Origin of the sequence: Undibacterium sp. WLX3042, from assembly GCF_049544825.1 — a bacterium.
In the GTDB taxonomy this organism is placed as follows: Bacteria; Pseudomonadota; Gammaproteobacteria; order Burkholderiales; family Burkholderiaceae_D; genus Undibacterium.
In genome coordinates this window covers 2,238,107-2,253,946 of the sequence record NZ_CP186698.1, presented here as the reverse complement: position 1 = coordinate 2,253,946, position 15,840 = coordinate 2,238,107, and the positions used below count along the sequence as shown (strand labels likewise).

17 protein-coding genes are annotated in these 15,840 nt (G+C 48.7%); 11 read left to right on the top strand and 6 right to left on the bottom strand.

Going from position 1 to position 15,840, the window contains the following annotated elements:
* Window positions 1-264 precede the first annotated feature (264 nt).
* Window positions 265-3,021 carry a phosphoenolpyruvate carboxylase gene (gene ppc / locus ACPAOP_RS10255; protein ID WP_423707890.1) on the top strand — a complete coding sequence of 919 codons (2,757 nt, stop codon included), beginning with the start codon at window positions 265-267 and terminating at the stop codon, window positions 3,019-3,021.
* Window positions 3,022-3,120: 99 nt separating this feature from the next.
* Here ppc and ACPAOP_RS10250 read toward each other — a convergent pair whose 3' ends face one another.
* A complete protein-coding gene (locus ACPAOP_RS10250) occupies window positions 3,121-4,245 on the bottom strand; it encodes an ABC transporter substrate-binding protein (protein ID WP_423678776.1) in 1,125 nt (374 codons plus the stop codon).
* A gap of 163 nt (window positions 4,246-4,408) precedes the next feature.
* Here ACPAOP_RS10250 and mobB point away from each other — a divergent pair, with 163 nt between their 5' ends.
* From mobB to ACPAOP_RS10235, 3 genes are all read left to right on the top strand, one after another.
* Complete coding sequence (mobB, locus tag ACPAOP_RS10245) at window positions 4,409-4,936, top strand: molybdopterin-guanine dinucleotide biosynthesis protein B (RefSeq protein ID WP_423678777.1); 528 nt, start codon at window positions 4,409-4,411, stop codon at window positions 4,934-4,936.
* A 65-nt stretch (window positions 4,937-5,001) separates the two neighbouring features.
* Window positions 5,002-5,202: a YjfB family protein gene (locus ACPAOP_RS10240; RefSeq protein WP_423678778.1), complete on the top strand. Its 201-nt coding sequence runs from the start codon at window positions 5,002-5,004 to the stop codon at window positions 5,200-5,202.
* A 164-nt stretch (window positions 5,203-5,366) separates the two neighbouring features.
* Window positions 5,367-5,804, top strand: a complete 438-nt coding sequence (locus ACPAOP_RS10235) for a hemerythrin domain-containing protein (protein ID WP_423678779.1) — start codon at window positions 5,367-5,369, stop codon at window positions 5,802-5,804.
* A 6-nt stretch (window positions 5,805-5,810) separates the two neighbouring features.
* On the opposite strand, the gene ACPAOP_RS10230 is transcribed toward ACPAOP_RS10235, so the two are convergent.
* Window positions 5,811-6,029: an RNA-binding S4 domain-containing protein gene (locus ACPAOP_RS10230; RefSeq protein ID WP_190480015.1), complete on the bottom strand. Its 219-nt coding sequence runs from the start codon at window positions 6,027-6,029 to the stop codon at window positions 5,811-5,813.
* A 340-nt stretch (window positions 6,030-6,369) separates the two neighbouring features.
* Here ACPAOP_RS10230 and ACPAOP_RS10225 point away from each other — a divergent pair, with 340 nt between their 5' ends.
* The 5 genes from ACPAOP_RS10225 to ACPAOP_RS10205 all read left to right on the top strand — a co-directional run bounded on the left by ACPAOP_RS10225 (window position 6,370) and on the right by ACPAOP_RS10205 (window position 10,784).
* Window positions 6,370-6,627, top strand: coding sequence for a DUF2282 domain-containing protein (locus ACPAOP_RS10225; protein WP_423678780.1), 258 nt, complete (start codon window positions 6,370-6,372; stop codon window positions 6,625-6,627).
* 38 nt (window positions 6,628-6,665) lie between these two features.
* Entirely contained in the window at window positions 6,666-7,556 is an 891-nt protein-coding gene (locus ACPAOP_RS10220) for a DUF692 domain-containing protein (RefSeq protein WP_423678781.1), read from the top strand.
* Window positions 7,543-8,334 carry a putative DNA-binding domain-containing protein gene (locus ACPAOP_RS10215; RefSeq protein ID WP_423678782.1) on the top strand — a complete coding sequence of 264 codons (792 nt, stop codon included), beginning with the start codon at window positions 7,543-7,545 and terminating at the stop codon, window positions 8,332-8,334. The genes ACPAOP_RS10220 and ACPAOP_RS10215 overlap by 14 nt, the downstream gene beginning before the upstream one ends.
* A 237-nt stretch (window positions 8,335-8,571) precedes the next feature.
* The gene (locus ACPAOP_RS10210) at window positions 8,572-10,098 is read left to right on the top strand and encodes an alpha/beta hydrolase family protein (protein WP_423707889.1); all 1,527 of its coding nucleotides are present in this window, start codon (window positions 8,572-8,574) and stop codon (window positions 10,096-10,098) included.
* Between the two features lie 14 nt (window positions 10,099-10,112).
* Entirely contained in the window at window positions 10,113-10,784 is a 672-nt protein-coding gene (locus ACPAOP_RS10205) for an OmpW/AlkL family protein (protein WP_423678784.1), read from the top strand.
* 65 nt (window positions 10,785-10,849) lie between these two features.
* Here the strand turns inward: ACPAOP_RS10205 and ACPAOP_RS10200 are convergent, their stop codons facing one another.
* Genes ACPAOP_RS10200 through ACPAOP_RS10190 form a run of 3 tightly spaced genes read right to left on the bottom strand, consistent with a single transcriptional unit; the run spans window position 10,850 to window position 13,042 of the window.
* Window positions 10,850-11,854: a diguanylate cyclase gene (locus ACPAOP_RS10200; RefSeq protein WP_423678785.1), complete on the bottom strand. Its 1,005-nt coding sequence runs from the start codon at window positions 11,852-11,854 to the stop codon at window positions 10,850-10,852.
* Window positions 11,855-11,870: 16 nt separating this feature from the next.
* Window positions 11,871-12,725 carry an HDOD domain-containing protein gene (locus ACPAOP_RS10195; protein WP_423678786.1) on the bottom strand — a complete coding sequence of 285 codons (855 nt, stop codon included), beginning with the start codon at window positions 12,723-12,725 and terminating at the stop codon, window positions 11,871-11,873.
* Window positions 12,722-13,042, bottom strand: a complete 321-nt coding sequence (locus ACPAOP_RS10190; RefSeq protein ID WP_423707887.1) for a hypothetical protein — start codon at window positions 13,040-13,042, stop codon at window positions 12,722-12,724. The genes ACPAOP_RS10195 and ACPAOP_RS10190 overlap by 4 nt, the downstream gene beginning before the upstream one ends.
* 227 nt (window positions 13,043-13,269) lie before the next feature.
* Between ACPAOP_RS10190 and ACPAOP_RS10185 the strand changes: the two genes are divergently transcribed.
* A complete protein-coding gene (locus ACPAOP_RS10185; RefSeq protein ID WP_423707885.1) occupies window positions 13,270-13,917 on the top strand; it encodes a DUF1345 domain-containing protein in 648 nt (215 codons plus the stop codon).
* A gap of 8 nt (window positions 13,918-13,925) precedes the next feature.
* On the opposite strand, the gene ACPAOP_RS10180 is transcribed toward ACPAOP_RS10185, so the two are convergent.
* The gene (locus ACPAOP_RS10180) at window positions 13,926-14,366 is read right to left on the bottom strand and encodes a hypothetical protein (RefSeq protein ID WP_423707883.1); all 441 of its coding nucleotides are present in this window, start codon (window positions 14,364-14,366) and stop codon (window positions 13,926-13,928) included.
* 201 nt (window positions 14,367-14,567) lie between these two features.
* On the opposite strand from ACPAOP_RS10180, the gene ACPAOP_RS10175 reads away from it, so the two are divergent.
* A complete protein-coding gene (locus ACPAOP_RS10175; protein WP_423678790.1) occupies window positions 14,568-15,806 on the top strand; it encodes a nucleoside recognition domain-containing protein in 1,239 nt (412 codons plus the stop codon).
* Window positions 15,807-15,840: the final 34 nt, after the last annotated feature.

Sequence of the window (15,840 nt, the reverse complement as noted above, 5' to 3'; positions counted from 1 at the left end):
AGCGGGGCGGTCGCCGCGCTTTCGCTCTGTGAGCGACGACAGACATCGGTGTGTTGTAAGTCTGCCGTCAAGCTCGCTGGGTAAGCTTGAGCTAACTGATCATTTTCTGATGTGTGTTGATATTGTTCAGAAAAGACGACTGTATTGACTATCGGACGCTGCGCATGACTTCGCACAAAGCTTGCAAGATTTTTCATCTATCGGCTGACCCGGCTCACGTACAATTTTCCCAGCACGCATTTTCACTTCCATTACTAACTCAACATGACTGATAAAGACGATGATAAAGACCAGCGACTGCGTGACGATATTCGCCGGCTGGGGCGCCTGTTAGGCGATACGGTAAGAAATCAGCACGGCGACGACGCTTTCGAGCTGATAGAACGGGTGCGGCAGAACTCGATACGCTTTCGTCGTGACGCCGATCAGGCCGCACGCGTCGAGCTGGAATCTACCCTGAATACGCTGACCAACGACCAGACCACGCAAGTAATCCGGGCGTTCAGCTATTTTTCACATCTGGTGAATCTGGCCGAGGATCAGCATCATATCCGCCGTTCGCGTGCGCATCAGATCGCCGGTTCGGCGCCGCGTCAGGGTAGTCTTGCGTTCACGATCGACGCTTTGTACAACACTGGTCACAGCACGCAGCAGTTACTGGATTTTTTTGAGCATGCGCAGGTGGCACCGGTGCTGACCGCGCATCCGACCGAGGTGCAACGCAAGAGCATACTGAATTGCCAGATGGTGATTACGCGTTTGCTGGATGAACGTGATCGCATGCAACTGACGCCGGAAGAATCGGGCGCCAATGAGGAAGCGCTGGCGCGCGCCGTGCTCACGCTGTGGCAGACACGCATGCTGCGCATGTCCAAGTTGTCGGTGCTCGACGAGGTGGAAAACGGCCTGAGTTTTTACGACTACACTTTCCTGCGCGAATTACCGCATCTGTATGCGGGGCTGGAAGATTTGCTGGCATCCAAAGATCCGTCGTTGCAGCAAATGGAATTGCCGAGTTTTATGAAAATGGGCAGCTGGATAGGTGGCGACCGCGACGGCAATCCTTTCGTGACCGCCCCCATTCTGGAAAAGACACTGGCAATGCAGGCGACGCGTGCATTCAAGTTTTATCTTGAAGAGATACACACGCTGGGTTCGCAGTTGTCGATGGCAACTTTGCTGGTGAAAGTCTCAGACGATTTGCTGGCGCTGGCTCAGCGTTCTCCCGATCATTCTCCGCATCGTGCCGATGAACCCTATCGCCTGGCGATCAGCGGTATTTATGCGCGTCTGGCAGCGACTTATACACAATTGCTCGGTCTATTGCCGGCGATACCGCCCAGTGGTGACGCGGCGCCGTACGCGTATGCCGAAGAGCTGGCGGCGGATCTCGATATCATTCACCAATCCTTAATCAGCAATGGTTCGGCGGCGATCACCAGAGGCCGTCTGCGCCATCTGCGTCGAGCGGTGCGGGTGTTTGGCTTTTATCTGGCGCCGCTCGATTTGCGCCAGAATTCCGATGTGCATGAACGCGTGGTAGCCGAGTTGTTACAGGCTGCCAATCCGGAAATCGATTACCTGTCTTTGAATGAAGATCAGCGGATTGAGTTGCTGGTGAAAGAGATCAGTTCAGCGCGGCCTCTGGCTTCGCCGTACCTGACTTATTCCGAAGAAACGCAATCGGAACTCGCGATTTACCGCGCTGCTGCGAAGGCGAAACAACGTTATGGCGATGGCGCGGTACCGAATTGCATCATCTCAAAAACGGATGGTGTTTCCGATATGCTGGAACTGGCTTTGCTGCTGAAAGAAGCGGGTTTGCTGCATCCGGCAGAAGGGCGTCTCGATGTGAATATTATTCCGCTGTTTGAAACCATCGAGGATTTGCAGAACAGTGCGCCGGTGATGGACAGGCTGTTTGCGATTCCTGCTTATGCGCGTTTGCTCGGTAGTCGGCAGCAAGCACAGGAAGTGATGCTCGGTTATTCCGATAGTAATAAGGACGGCGGCTTCCTGACTTCCGGCTGGGAATTGTATAAAGCGGAACTTGATCTGATTCAGGTCTTTGCGCGGTATCAGGTGCGTTTGCGTTTGTTTCATGGCCGTGGTGGCTCTGTCGGTCGTGGCGGTGGCCCCAGCTATCAGGCAATCCTGGCACAGCCTGCCGGTGCAGTACAAGGGCAGATTCGTCTGACCGAACAAGGCGAAGTCATTACTGCCAAATACGGTAATCCGGAAGTCGGTCGCCGCAATCTGGAGGTGCTGGCGGCCGCGACGATGGAAGCCAGCCTGCTCGCACATCAGGAAGCGCCGCCACGTCCGGAGTTTTTATCGGCAATGGAAGAGCTGTCTGCGCATGCCTTTAAAGCCTACCGCCATCTGGTCTATGAGACTGAAGGTTTTGAGCAGTATTTCTGGGAATCGACGGTGATTTCTGAAATTGCCGGTCTGAACATTGGCAGTCGTCCGGCGTCACGCAAAAAATCGACAGCGATTGAAGATTTGCGGGCGATACCGTGGGTCTTCAGCTGGGCGCAATGTCGTCTGATGCTGCCGGGCTGGTTCGGTTTCGGTGCTGCTGTGCAGGCGTATTTACAGGCACATCCGGATAATGGATTGCAGACCTTACAAGCAATGTTCCGCGACTGGTCTTTCTTCAGTACCGTGCTGTCGAATATGGAAATGGTGCTGGCAAAAAGTGATATCGGCATTGCCAGCCGCTATGCGGAACTGGTCAAGGATGAGAGTCTGCGCCAACGAATTTTCCCGCGTATTCAGGCTGAGCATGCACTGACGATATCCGTGTTGAAATCCATTTCCGGACAGGATGAGTTGCTGGCCGCGAATCCTTTACTGGCACGTTCGATACGGAATCGTTTCCCGTATCTGTCACCTTTGAATCACGTACAGGTCGAGTTGCTCGAACGTTTCCGTCAGGGCGATACGGATGAACGGGTGCGCCGTGGTATACACTTATCGATTAATGGTATTGCGGCAGGTTTGAGAAACAGCGGCTGATCAACTGGTACTGACAAAAAAGCCTCTCGATGTGAGAGGTTTTTTTTATACACTGGCAGCCTGAAAGGCGTAAGTGTCGTATTTGTAACAACACGAAGATCAGAACATCAGACCACCGCCTTTGCGGAACAGGGCGATATCAACATAGCTGGACATCCGGTAGCTGCCATCATGCGGGGTCAGAATGATGCCGCCGAGGTCTATGCTTGACTTCTGATTAGCGATTGTTTGCAGGCCGTCTTTGCCTGGTTTGGATAACTGAATCGCTTTTGCCAGTGTTTTGGCAACGACAAAGCCTTCAAATGTCAGCGACGACAAATCTTCGTCACGGAATTTTTTCATCATATTGCTGTGCTCAAGCTGCACGATGGATTTCTTTCCCTGAGGATTCGGGATTACCTGAGAAAACACTGTCCATTCCAGCGATTTGGCACCGGCAACCTCCGCCAGCGTATCGAGATTCGTCAGCGACATGCCGGCCACGAATGTTCTTGGCGCATGCTTACGGAACTCTTTTAAAAACAGACCGGTACTCAGGGTATCTGCCACGACGATGACGATATTCGGATTCGCTTTCGATAAGGCGACCGATTCACGTTCAATATCGGCAGGAGAATTATTGATATGCACAATACCGCTCAACTGCATCTTGCGTTTTTTAACTTCGTTGCTCACGTACTGGAACATATCCTGATTGACACTGTTTTCCTGCACCGCAATACCGACACTTTTGATGCCGAGTTTGTCAAAGTACGAGAAGATATACTGCATTTCCTGCTCAGGACTCGGGCGCCAGAACAGGACGCGGTTACCATAACTTTTAACCGCACCGATCAGTGGTGCAAACAGAGTTTGTCCGCTTTGTGCAAATTTAGGCGAGCTGACGACAGCATCCGTCACAGGCGCACCTATGCCGCCCAGCAAGTATTCTGCTTTATCTTTTTCTAATAATTCAGCGACTGCTTTGACCGATTGCGCCGGGACACCCTGATCATCTCTGGCGAGATATTTGACTTTGCGTCCGTTGATGCCACCGCTGCTATTAATACTGTCGAAATAGGTGGTGATACCAGCAACATAGTCGCGGCCGATACTGCCGTTCGGGCCCGATAAATCAATAGCCTGCCCGATAATAATCTGATTATCCTGAGCATAAGTCACAGAGATGAACAGATTGCAGATAAAAAGAACGAAGATGGCAAGTTTTCCTGAGAAAGTTCTCATATTGATTTTTGTCTATTGTTGCGGTGCACCGAAGTTTGCCACCGAATTGTTACTGTATGACTACATACCCGGTTCGTTATCGTACTGAGGCGGATCAGCGATGACGTTTTGTTTGTTACAGATATGTTTATACTGGCGACAGGATTATTTCGGGGCGCGGTAAATGTCACAGAACATCATGGGTGTGGTTGGTTGGTCAGGCAGTGGAAAGACGACGCTGCTGGAATTTCTGGTGCGAGAATTGTCTGCTCTTGGTCATCGGGTGAACGTCGTCAAGCATAGTCACCATGACATCATTATTGAGCCGCCACAAAAAGACAGTGCGCGCTTCAGGTCTGCCGGTGCAGCTGAGGTTTTGTTAGTGTCGCCATACCGCTATGTGATTACGCGTGAACTGCGTGCAGAGGATGAGCCAGCGCTGATGGATATTCTGCCAAGATTGTCGGGATCTGATCTGATCTTTGTCGAAGGCTATAAATGGGAACCCATTCCAAAAATCGAGGTGTATCGCCCCGCGCTCGGTAAGCCGGCGATTTTTCCTGATGATCCGCATATTATCGCTGTGGCTTCCGATGCGGCTGCACCGGAGAATATCCGCCCCGGTCTGGTCTGGCTGGACTTAAATAATACGACGGAGATACTTCAATGGATGCTGACAGAACTTCGTCAGAAAAAATTTTCAAGATTTTGAAAATAAAAATTAAAGTAAACCTTGTCTTCAGCCGTTAAAGAAAATGTTTGATAAGGAGAATTGTCATGGACGTTACAGGTATAGCAAATGTTGCAACGACACTCGCAGATGTTGGTACCAGCCAGGCAGTGAATATTGCTGTATTAAAAAAAGCAATGGATCTCCAGACTGAAAACGCAACTGCGTTAATTCAGGCGATTCCAAATCCAAATAAGGTGCAGAATCTTCCGCCGTATCTTGGTCAGAATATTAATACCACTGCTTAAGTTATCGTATCTGACGTATCGCCCGTTAGTAACTTGCTCAGTTAATACTTTTCTCGAAACAGCGCACTTTTAAGTGCGCTGTTTTCATTTGTAAGATGATCTTTCGCAAGCAAGCTTTGAGCTGATCAGCCATAATCTTGCAACTTCACTGCAATGGAAAAAACATGACACAAAATACCTGGGGTTGGTCAGACCGGCTGAATTTAAGTTATGCACCGATGGATGAGATTCATCATGAATTCGTTGAGTTATGTGCTGCCTTGTCTGAAAATAATCCTGATACATTTATTCGGCGCCTTGACGCACTGATTGCTCATTCAGTTGATCATTTTGAGCAGGAAAATCGCTGGATGGAAGAAACGGCATTTCCACCCGCCGGCTGTCACCGGCAGGAGCATGAAGCGGTACTGGAAGTGATGCGCGAGGTTCGCCGCCGCGTGGAGGAAGAGGGTGATCAGGAGCTGGCGATGCGTCTTGCTGAGGAGCTGCCGCACTGGTTCGAGCATCATGTTGACACGATGGATAATATGCTTGCGCGCTTTATGATGAGTCTGGCGGCAAATTCTGTGCCCGGCGATGTTCAGGAAAAAGTCTCAGTCTGATCAGTCTCAGTCGGCAAGGACACGTATTTCCACGTCACCAAGACGGACAACCTGACCTGCGCGGATCTTGGCTGTTTTCCGCAATTCCTGTTGCCCGTCAACGCTGACATCACCGCTGGCAACGATGACTTTACCAGCGCCGCCGCTTTCGCAGATGCCGACTAATTTCAGTAACTGATTTAATTCCACAAATTCGCCATTCAGGCTGAAACTCAGTTTTTGCATAGGATCTCCGGTGAGGCATTCAAAAAAAGGGCGCAGCATACACTAATTTGATGCGTAGCCGGAAATGCGCCTGATCCGGTAGTATTTGCCACGCACAGCTGAGGTATTGCGCACAACTTCAGGAATTGTACACGTCCGTCAGATATAAAATGCGGACAGTGTCAAACATTGTCGTGATCATGATTTGATTTTACTATTGCCAGAGTTGACGACCTGCACTGAAATTTGATTCAAATATGAGAATTTTTTATTATTTTCAGTCAGGCAAAAAGCTTCAGTTGCCGGATTAATGGCAGCATCCTCCTTAATTCAGAGCGTACTTACTTTTCAGGACATCAGAATGAATAATAAAGCAATAATTACAGCAGCTCTTGCCGGTTTAATCGGTACTTCCGGTGTGACTGCGGCGGAACCTGCGAAGACTGAAAAATGTTACGGCATTGCTAAAGCAGGTCAGAACGATTGTTCGTCGAAATCAGGTACACATTCCTGCGCTGGCCAGGCGAAGAAAGATAATGATCCGGATGAATGGAAAAAAGTACCCGCAGGCACCTGCGAAAAAATGGGGGGTAAAACTGATGCCCCTAAAAACTCTTAATCAGGCATCCGGTTAACTTCGTTAGCGCTGTTGCAGATATGTCGGGAAATTTTTCAGCACCAGATGTTCATCCTCCGGTTGGCGCCGGTATCGGTCTGCGAACGCAGCACTATCAGGAATTTCTGGCAGCACCGGTCAAGGTCCAATGGCTGGAGGTGCATGCGGAAAATTACTTTGGGGATGGCGGTTATGATCGCCATGTTTTACAGCAATTGCGTGAGACATATCCTGTCAGCTTGCATGGTGTCGGTCTTGGACTTGGCTCGGTACATGGATTTCAGCAGGAGCATATTGCAAAACTCAGACGCCTGATCGACGATATTCAGCCCTGCCTGGTGTCCGAGCATCTGTGCTGGGGGGCGACGGCAGGAAGAAGCCTGAATGAACTGTTACCTATGCCTTTGACCTCGGAATCGCTGCATCTGTTTTCTGATCGTGTCGATCATTTACAAAATCAGTTGCAGCGCCGGGTGTTGATTGAAAACGTTTCTGCTTATGTACGCTTTCAGCATGATGCGATGAGCGAGGCGGAGTTTTTGTGCCAGCTGGTCCGGGCTACGGGATGTGGTATTTTGCTCGATATAAATAACCTGTATGTGAATCAGATGAATCACCACGAGAGCGCGATGTCTGCTCTCGAATGCTTTGCCTCATTGCCATCCGGCTCTGTGGGTGAGATACATCTGGCAGGACATTTGCAGGCTGATGACTGCCTGATAGATCATCATGGCTGTTGCGTTGCAGAGCCAGTGTGGCAATTATATGAGAAGGCTTGCGAGATGTTGGGTGCGGATATTCCGGTACTGATCGAGTGGGATACCGACGTCCCTGCTTTGTCTGTTCTGGTCGGTGAAGCTGAAAAAGCAATGCTGATTCAGTCGGAGTCAACCAGGTTATTTCAGACTAATGACAAGTATGAAACCACCTGACCTCGCGAGCTTGCAGGAGCAATTTACATCGGTTCTGTTGCGACAAACAAGCACAGTCAGCGACGAATTACCCTTGTCAGCTTTATCCCAAAGCCGCTTGTCGTACTACCGTGGTAACTTGAATGCAATTTGGTATGCAGCTCTGAAAAACGCTTATCCAGTGTTACACAAACTCGTTGGTGACGATTTTTTCCGGCAGATGGCTCGCGAGTATGGTGAAACATATCCTTCCGGATCAGGCGATCTGAATCAGTTTGGCGCGGAGCTGCCGTCCTATCTGGATATCTCGGAGAGTTGCAGCGATTATCCGTATTTTGTTGATGTTGCAAGGCTGGAGTGGCAACTGCATTGTTCGTATTATGCAGCGAATGTCCCCGTTTTGCGCTTGTCTGAATTGATTACGTCTGCAGCGTCACGCAGCCTGGATTTATCGTCAGTGATATTGCAGAAGCATCCGGCCGTGAGTCTGTATGCCTCTTCCAGATGTGGACTTGATATCTGGCTGGCGCATCAGCAGCCAGGTCCGGTTATTTTTCCATCGCAGACAGACATGCAAAACTACGGTCTGATTGTCAGGCCTGACTGGAAGCCAAAAGCGATCCGCTTGCAAAAGACGGAGTGGATGGTGTTAAGTAAGTTGTTTCTCGGTGAGTGCCTTGAAAATGCATTGGACTATGCTCTTCGGCAAGAGCAGGAATTTCCAATTCAGGCCAGTTTGAACCGTTGGTTTCAGCTGGAAATATTTTCGGCTATTGTCAGCTTTTGTGACGAGGAATGATCATTTTCCCTGGCTGAAGGTCATTATGAATTTATACTGTCATTTCAACTACATCTGTTACCGGTTTTAAGGTGGAAATATTTTAAGAATGTTTCCTCTAGATTTATCAATGTAGCTATTAATACATCAGCACAGATGACATACTACGCGTCTAAGTTTTTAGAACGCTCGTTCCTTTATCTTAACATCGGCGTTTTTAGTAACTTATACACAAATTCTTATAGGAGAGAGACACTCATGCGTCATTATCACATTGCGCTCAGCCTGTTGTCCGCAGCCATTTTATCGGCTTGCGGTGGCAGTGGCAGCGAAGGCCCTGCTATCAACACCTCCGTTGCTCGCGGAACTTTATATGCGAATCCACCGATTCTTGTTCCTATTCCGCAAGAAAATGGACCAGCTGTAACAAAACTGGACCCGGTAGTTTTTAAAGCCATGCTGGAAGCCAAAAAACCCGGTCTGACACAGGTGACGGGCGTTCCGAAGTGTGAAATCTCCACGTACTACATGAAGTATGCAACTGTTGGCGGCGCAAACGAGCCAACTGATGCAACAGGTGCGATCCTGGTGCCATCAGGCAGTGACCCGGCATGTACAGGTCCTCGCCCTGTATTGTTATATGCTCACGGTACAACGGTTGAGAAGTCTTTTAACATGGCAAACCTGAGAGACAACTCCGAAGCTTCTCTGGTTGCTGCAATGTACGCTGCTCAGGGCTTTATCGTTGTAGCATCTAACTTTGCCGGTTACGATGTTTCCTCTCTGCCTTATCATCCTTATCTGAATGCAGATCAACAAGCGGATGATATGGTTGATTCTCTGCGTGCTGCACGTACTGCGTTCCCACGTATCAATGCGCAGGATTCAGGTAAGCTGGTGATCGCTGGTTACTCACAGGGCGGTTATGTAGCGATGGCGACGCAACGTGCCATGCAGCAGAAATATGCATCCGAGTTTAAGGTTACTGCTTTAGCAGGTATGTCTGGTCCATATGCACTCGCTTTGTTGGGTGATGCAGTTTTTGCGGGCAGCCCGAATGCAGGCGGAACCGTATTTTTGCCAATGTTAACAACGGCATGGCAGAAGTCTTACGGCAACGTTTATGCGTCTGCTAATGAAATTTATGAAGACAAATACGCAACTGGAATTGAAACCTTAATTCCTGGTTCATTGACGATGACGGATTTGTTCACCACGGGTAAATTGCCTTCCTTAGCCTTGTTTGCGAAAGATTCCCTGCCTGGTCCTTCAACGCCTGCATTCGGCGGCTTTTTCGGTGACGGCAATCTGATCAAAACGAGCTATCGTAACGCTTACCTCGCTGATGCTCAGAAAAATCCGTGCGGCACCAATCCTGCTGATCCGCTGAACTGCTCTCCAGCAAATGGATTCCGCAAAGCCGGCGTCAAAAACGATTTGCGTAACTATGTTCCAAACGTGCCGGTCATGCTCTGTGGTGGTGGCAGCGATCCTACCGTGTTTTTCGCAAGCACACAGGCAACGGCAGGGTTTTTCCTCGCGAAGGGTTTCCCGAGTGCATATCTGACAACGCTTGACGTGGATACCAATCCAACGAGCGCAGCCGATCCTTTTGTTGCTGCGAAAGTTGGTTTTGCTCAGTCTAAGGCAGGTGTTATTTCTGCAGCGATTGCGGCTAAACAAGATCCGGCTACTGCTGTTGCAAGTGCCTACCACGGTACTCTGGTTCCACCGTTCTGTAACGCTGCAGCGCGTGGTTTCTTCCAACAAGTTCTGGCTAAATAACAGGGAGACTGACCATGAAAAAAACTAAATTGATTGCTGCATTAGCGCTGACGCTGTCTGCTACTTCTGCTTTTGCTTATGACAATACGGTGAAAGCTGGTCTTATCGGGCTCTGGATTCATTCTGATTCACCGGATTTCACAAGTAACGGACCGGCTTATCTGACACCGCAACCAGCAGGTTTAACGGTTGGTGACAGTAAGACCCTGATGTTTGGTTTTACACGTAAGCTGACCGATAATTTTGATCTTGATTTTACTGCCGGTCTGCCTCCTGAGCATAATGTCTATGGTCGTGGAACGATGGCGCGCTACGGCGTTATTGCAAAGGTGAAACAACGGGCGCCAACCCTGTTTGTGAACTATAACTTCGGTGCTCCGTCTGAAAAATTCCGTCCATTCGTAGGGCTTGGTCTGAACTACACGCAGTTTTTTGATGCTACTACCACTGCGTCAAATGATATTGCTACCGGTGGTCCGACAAAACTCAAACTGAAAGAATCATTTGGTCTTGCCGGTCAGATCGGTATCAGATATCAATATGATGACCGCTGGTCTGTTACTGGCGCGATCGTTACTGCAAAAGTAAAGACTGATTTGACGGCGGTAACAGGTAGCATTGAGCGTAAAACGACGATTGATTTCAGACCAGTTGTCGTCACTCTTGGTGTTGGTTACAGCTTCTGATGACGTCAGTGGTTTAAATAAAAAGGGTTCGAACATCGAACCCTTTTTTTTCATCTGTAAAAAAGTCAGACGGCGACTTGATTCCGACCTGCATCCTTGGCGCGATACAAAGCGGCATCTGCAACTGAAATCAATTGCAGGAAATCTTGGTCGGCCTCAAGGGTTGCGACGCCAAAAGAGCCTGTAATATGGGGCAACGGCTTTGCGGGATCAGGGAATACTTTTGTTTTGCTTAAGCGCGAGCACAAACGCTGTGCGACCCCTATTGCTGCTTTTTGAGTCGTGCCCGGCAAGATGACCATCATTTCTTCTCCACCATAGCGCGCCGCAAAATCGGTCGGTCTTAATCCCGCATTTAATACCTTGGCTGCCGTCTGTAATGCATCATCGCCCACCAAGTGACCATGTTCATCGTTGAAGCGCTTAAAGTGATCCAGATCGACCAGAATGATACTGAGTGGATTACCGCTGATGTGAGCGTGTTCTATCATCGGCGGCAATTGTGCATTGAGCCATGCTCTGTTATGCAGCCCGGTCAATCCATCGACCATCGATAACTGCCGGTAAAATTCGCCGACCTTTTGTCTGCTGCGGATCTGTGCATTAGCTGTGCGTATTCTAAACGATAACAGTTGCAACAGATTACGTGCCACACCGTTAGACTGATCGATCAGTTGCCATAAGGTATCTGCTTCAATCACAAGCAGGTCGCTGTCTGATAATGCGGAAATTGTCGCGGAGTGAATTTCTTCATCCAGCACCGATATTTCTCCGACACATTCGCCAGGCAGGTACTGTGTGATGGAATTTTCTATATGATTGTTGTCTTCATTGAGCTTGGTGATGCCTAGAGCGCCATTGAGCACAATAAACAGGCGGGAACCAGAACTGTTTGCATCCAGCACAACTTGTCCGGCTCTTGCTTTGACGACTGGGCAATCTTTAATGATGTTGCGGATGAGCTTAAGATGATCATCTGTAATGTCGCGAAATAAATGGATATCTTCAATCCGGTATTTCGCATCCTTAAAATACATCAGTTGTTCCAAAATCGTTTTATCCAGATACATGAGTCGGTTATCGTGTTCAAATTAAAATCTGATTCAGCGCCTCTACCCGCATTTCGGTCTCGCGGAATATGCTGAGGCACTCTGTTTCGCTAAGGGCAAGCGTATCCCAAGCATGGGGCGACAGCAAGGGGACAATGTCATTTTTTTCATCTGCGAGATCGAGTGCATGCACCATAGCATCGGCAACGTGAACGACAGACGCTAACGGATGTATGCCCGGTATATCCGGACGATGGTGCCCCTTGATCGCATGTTGAATTGCTTCTGCAAATAGCCATTGCTGTGCCAGTGCCACGCCCGCATCGACGTGGTCTATGCCCATGATTTCACGTTCCGCATCAAGCAGGTAACAGTCTTTCAGTTGGCGATATCTGATGACTTCGGCGTATTTGTCCGGATAATAGCTGACCAGTACCAAGCGTCCGACATCATGCAAAAGTCCCGCAGTAAATGCGAAATCATGTTTCATATGGAGTGCGCGGGAGATTAATTCAGCACAAATCGCGGTTGCGACGCTGTGCTGCCAGAAAGCTTGAAAATTAAATCCCTCGCAATAAGAGACAGAGCTGCGGTTGGAAAGTATCGTCAGACGCACCAGATTTTTAATCTTTTCAACGCCGAGTAAGGCTGTTGCCTGCTGAATAGTCACTACCCTGGAATTAACGCCGAAATGCGACGAATTCACCAGTCGCAATACTTTGGCCGTAATTGCATGGTCCATTGCAATTTTTTCGTTGATCAGATCGAGACTACTGTTTTCATCCTCCAGAACGGAGACCAGTTCACGTGCAACCGCCGGCAGTATTGGCAGGTCTTTTATACGTTTGATGACGTCAAGCAAAAGCGCATTTTTCTCGGCATCTGTTTTCATGATGCGCCTCCTTCGCGGTAATGCTGTATGTATTGCTGTAGCAAACTGACTGGCTGTTCAGCGGGATACTTACGGAACAACAACGGGATCCGTTCAATCTTCATCTGACGTTCTTTAAGCTCTTCCGGAGTCGGAGTGGCATCTGCCTCTATGCATAACTGACTGACACCGTGTGCCGTCAGGGAACGCAGCATGTTTTCGCTCAGTGCTGTCCCGGCGGGAAGCAGAATATGGCCCACCTTATCAAGCAAATCATCTGCCAGTATCATTCCGGCAGTAACCTTGTTCAGTGTCAGGTAATGACTATGTTTACTCATGTTACAGGCTCCCGATTCAGGTGCTCAACGCATCACATATATTGCCGGATATTCAGGTGCGCTAGACGCTTCGGTTGAAAAAAAACCGACATTTGCAACAGGATGGCAATGTTCCTTTTGTGCTCATTCAGACCAATCACTTACCTCACTGGTTATACTACATCTCGTCTGAAAAGTTTCTATTGATAAACCTTCAAAAATAAATATAAAGATAAAGGCTGGAAAGAGTGAGTAATCTTCTGTTACACAGACCGCGCCTGGTGGCTACTTTTCTGATCGCAGCCATCGTATCGGTGGTTTTACCCGACGACTGGGCCTTGTCAACGCGTGCGCTATTTTGCTGGAATAGCGGTGTGTGGTCGTATCTTGCCCTGATGGCGTGGCTGATGACCCGGGCAAAGAACTATCATGTCCGCGAGATAGCAATGCAGGAAGATAACAGTGCGGTCGCAGTACTCGCGCTATTGTCATTTTCAGCGACGATCAGCCTGGTCGCGATAGTGATAGAACTAACGGGTACCCGGGCGCTGGCACCAGACCTGAGGGCGCTGAAATATCTGTTCGCAGGAATTACCGTACTTGGTTCCTGGGCTTTGCTAGGCGTAGTTTTTTGCTTCCATTACGCATTGTTGTTTTACAATTCTCCGGAACAACAGCGGGCATTGCGTTTTCCTGATAATGAGCAGATGCCGGATTATTGGGATTTTCTGTATTTCTCATTCACGATTGCTGTCGCCGCTCAGACTTCTGATGTCTCAGTCTCCTCTCATAGCGCCCGTAAAACGGTGTTAGCGCAATCCGTGCTGAGTTTTTTCTTCAACCTCGCCGTGCTTGGTTTTTCTATCAATGTCGCTGCCGGACTTGCCGGTAACTGAGCCGGATCTCAGTCTTCCCGGTGGTGATGTCGGTGACGTTCTTTCCATTCATGTCGGTCATCGCGATCTGAGCGCCAGTTCTCGTGTTCACGCCATGGGCGGCCATAGCGTTGTTCCACATACTGATGATATACATAAGGACGTGCTGAGCTCAGAACCACGGGAATACCGCCGAAACGCGCGTCAATACTGATAAAGTAAGGAAGTCTGTTATTCGCTTCCCAGCCGCGGCCATCTGACCAGTACCATGTTTGTGATTGTGGTGAGAAATATACCTGATGCGATGGGTAGTAAATATAGTTGTAATTCCGGACTGGCTCTGGGTCATATCTGTCGTAATGCCCGCGACGCCATCCATGATCGTGAGCTTCCGCAACCTGACTGATACCCGCAATGAGCAAGCTGGCGACAATGGCGGCAATGGCGTTAATCCTGAAGTGAGCAGACATATCATTTCCCTGAAACGAAGATGATCAGAAAACGCACGGCGATACACGTTCGCTGACAAAATAAAATAAATACGCAGGAAAATACTGCAACAAACTGTTACTGCTATACCTGCTACTTATACCCGGATCTGAAAAAATCATTCGTAGCTGATTTGTTTTCATGTTAAAAAGATTTCACTTGTAATCTCAACTTTTGGCGCTATGGCACTTAATTACATTTGGATAGGTTTTTTTCTGATCAGCTTTATCGCCGCTTTAGGGCAGTGGATTTTTCTCGGCGATGTTGAGGTATTCAAACGGATTATCGATGGTACTTTTGACTCTGCGAAAATAGGTGTGATGGAAATCGCCTTACCCTTGGCCGGTGTCATGACCTTGTGGTTAGGGATCATGAATATTGGTGAGAAAGCAGGTGCCATCAATTTATTAGCGAAAATTATCGGACCTTTTTTTGCCAGAATTTTTCCAGGTGTTCCGCAGAGTCATCCGGCTAATGGTCACATGGTGATGAATTTTTCGGCGAATTTGCTCGGTCTCGATAATGCTGCGACGCCGTTTGGTCTGAAAGCGATGGAGAGCCTGCAAACACTCAATCCAAAAAAAGACGAGGCAAGTGACGCGCAAATCATGTTTTTGGTTTTGCATACCTCGGGTCTGACTCTGATTCCTCTGGCGATCATGGCGCAGCGCGCGGTACTCGGAGCAAAAGATCCGTCTGATATTTTTATTCCATGTTTAATTGCGACTTATGTCGCAACTGTCGTCGGTCTGATCGCGGTCGCTATTTGTCAGCGAATCAATTTATTTAACCGGGTAGTGATGTCCTGGCTCGGTGGCATCAGTGCTTTTATTATCGGCATGGTCTGGTATCTGAGTCAGCACATGAGCCGCGCAGAAATTGAGGTTTTCTCCAAGGTCAGCAGTAATTTGCTGTTGTTCTCCATCATTGTGGCGTTCATTCTTGGCGCTATGCGTAAAAAAGTGAATGTATACGAGGCATTTATTGAGGGCGCAAAAGGGGGGATGCAAACGTCGTTGACGATTATCCCTTATCTGGTCGGGATGTTAGTGGCGATCGGAGTGTTGCGAAATTCCGGCGTTTTAGGATTTGTGGTCTCCGGTTTTAACTGGTTTTTTACTCAGATAGGCGTTAATACGGATTTCACGTCTGCATTGCCTACTGCCTTAATGAAACCTTTGAGCGGAAGTGGTTCGCGGGCGATGATGGTCGATGCGATGAAAACCTACGGCGTAGATTCTTTTGTAGGGCGTCTGGCCTGCATTTTCCAGGGATCGGCCGATACCACCTTTTATATCGTAGCGCTGTATTTCGGTTCTGTCGGTATCCGTAAAACCAGATATGCAATTTCGGTGGGATTGATCGCCGATTTAGCAGGTGTCATTGCTGCGATTTTTGTTGCCTATTTATTTTTCCATTAATCTGATCCGCTTCAATGAATGAGGAATGTAAGTC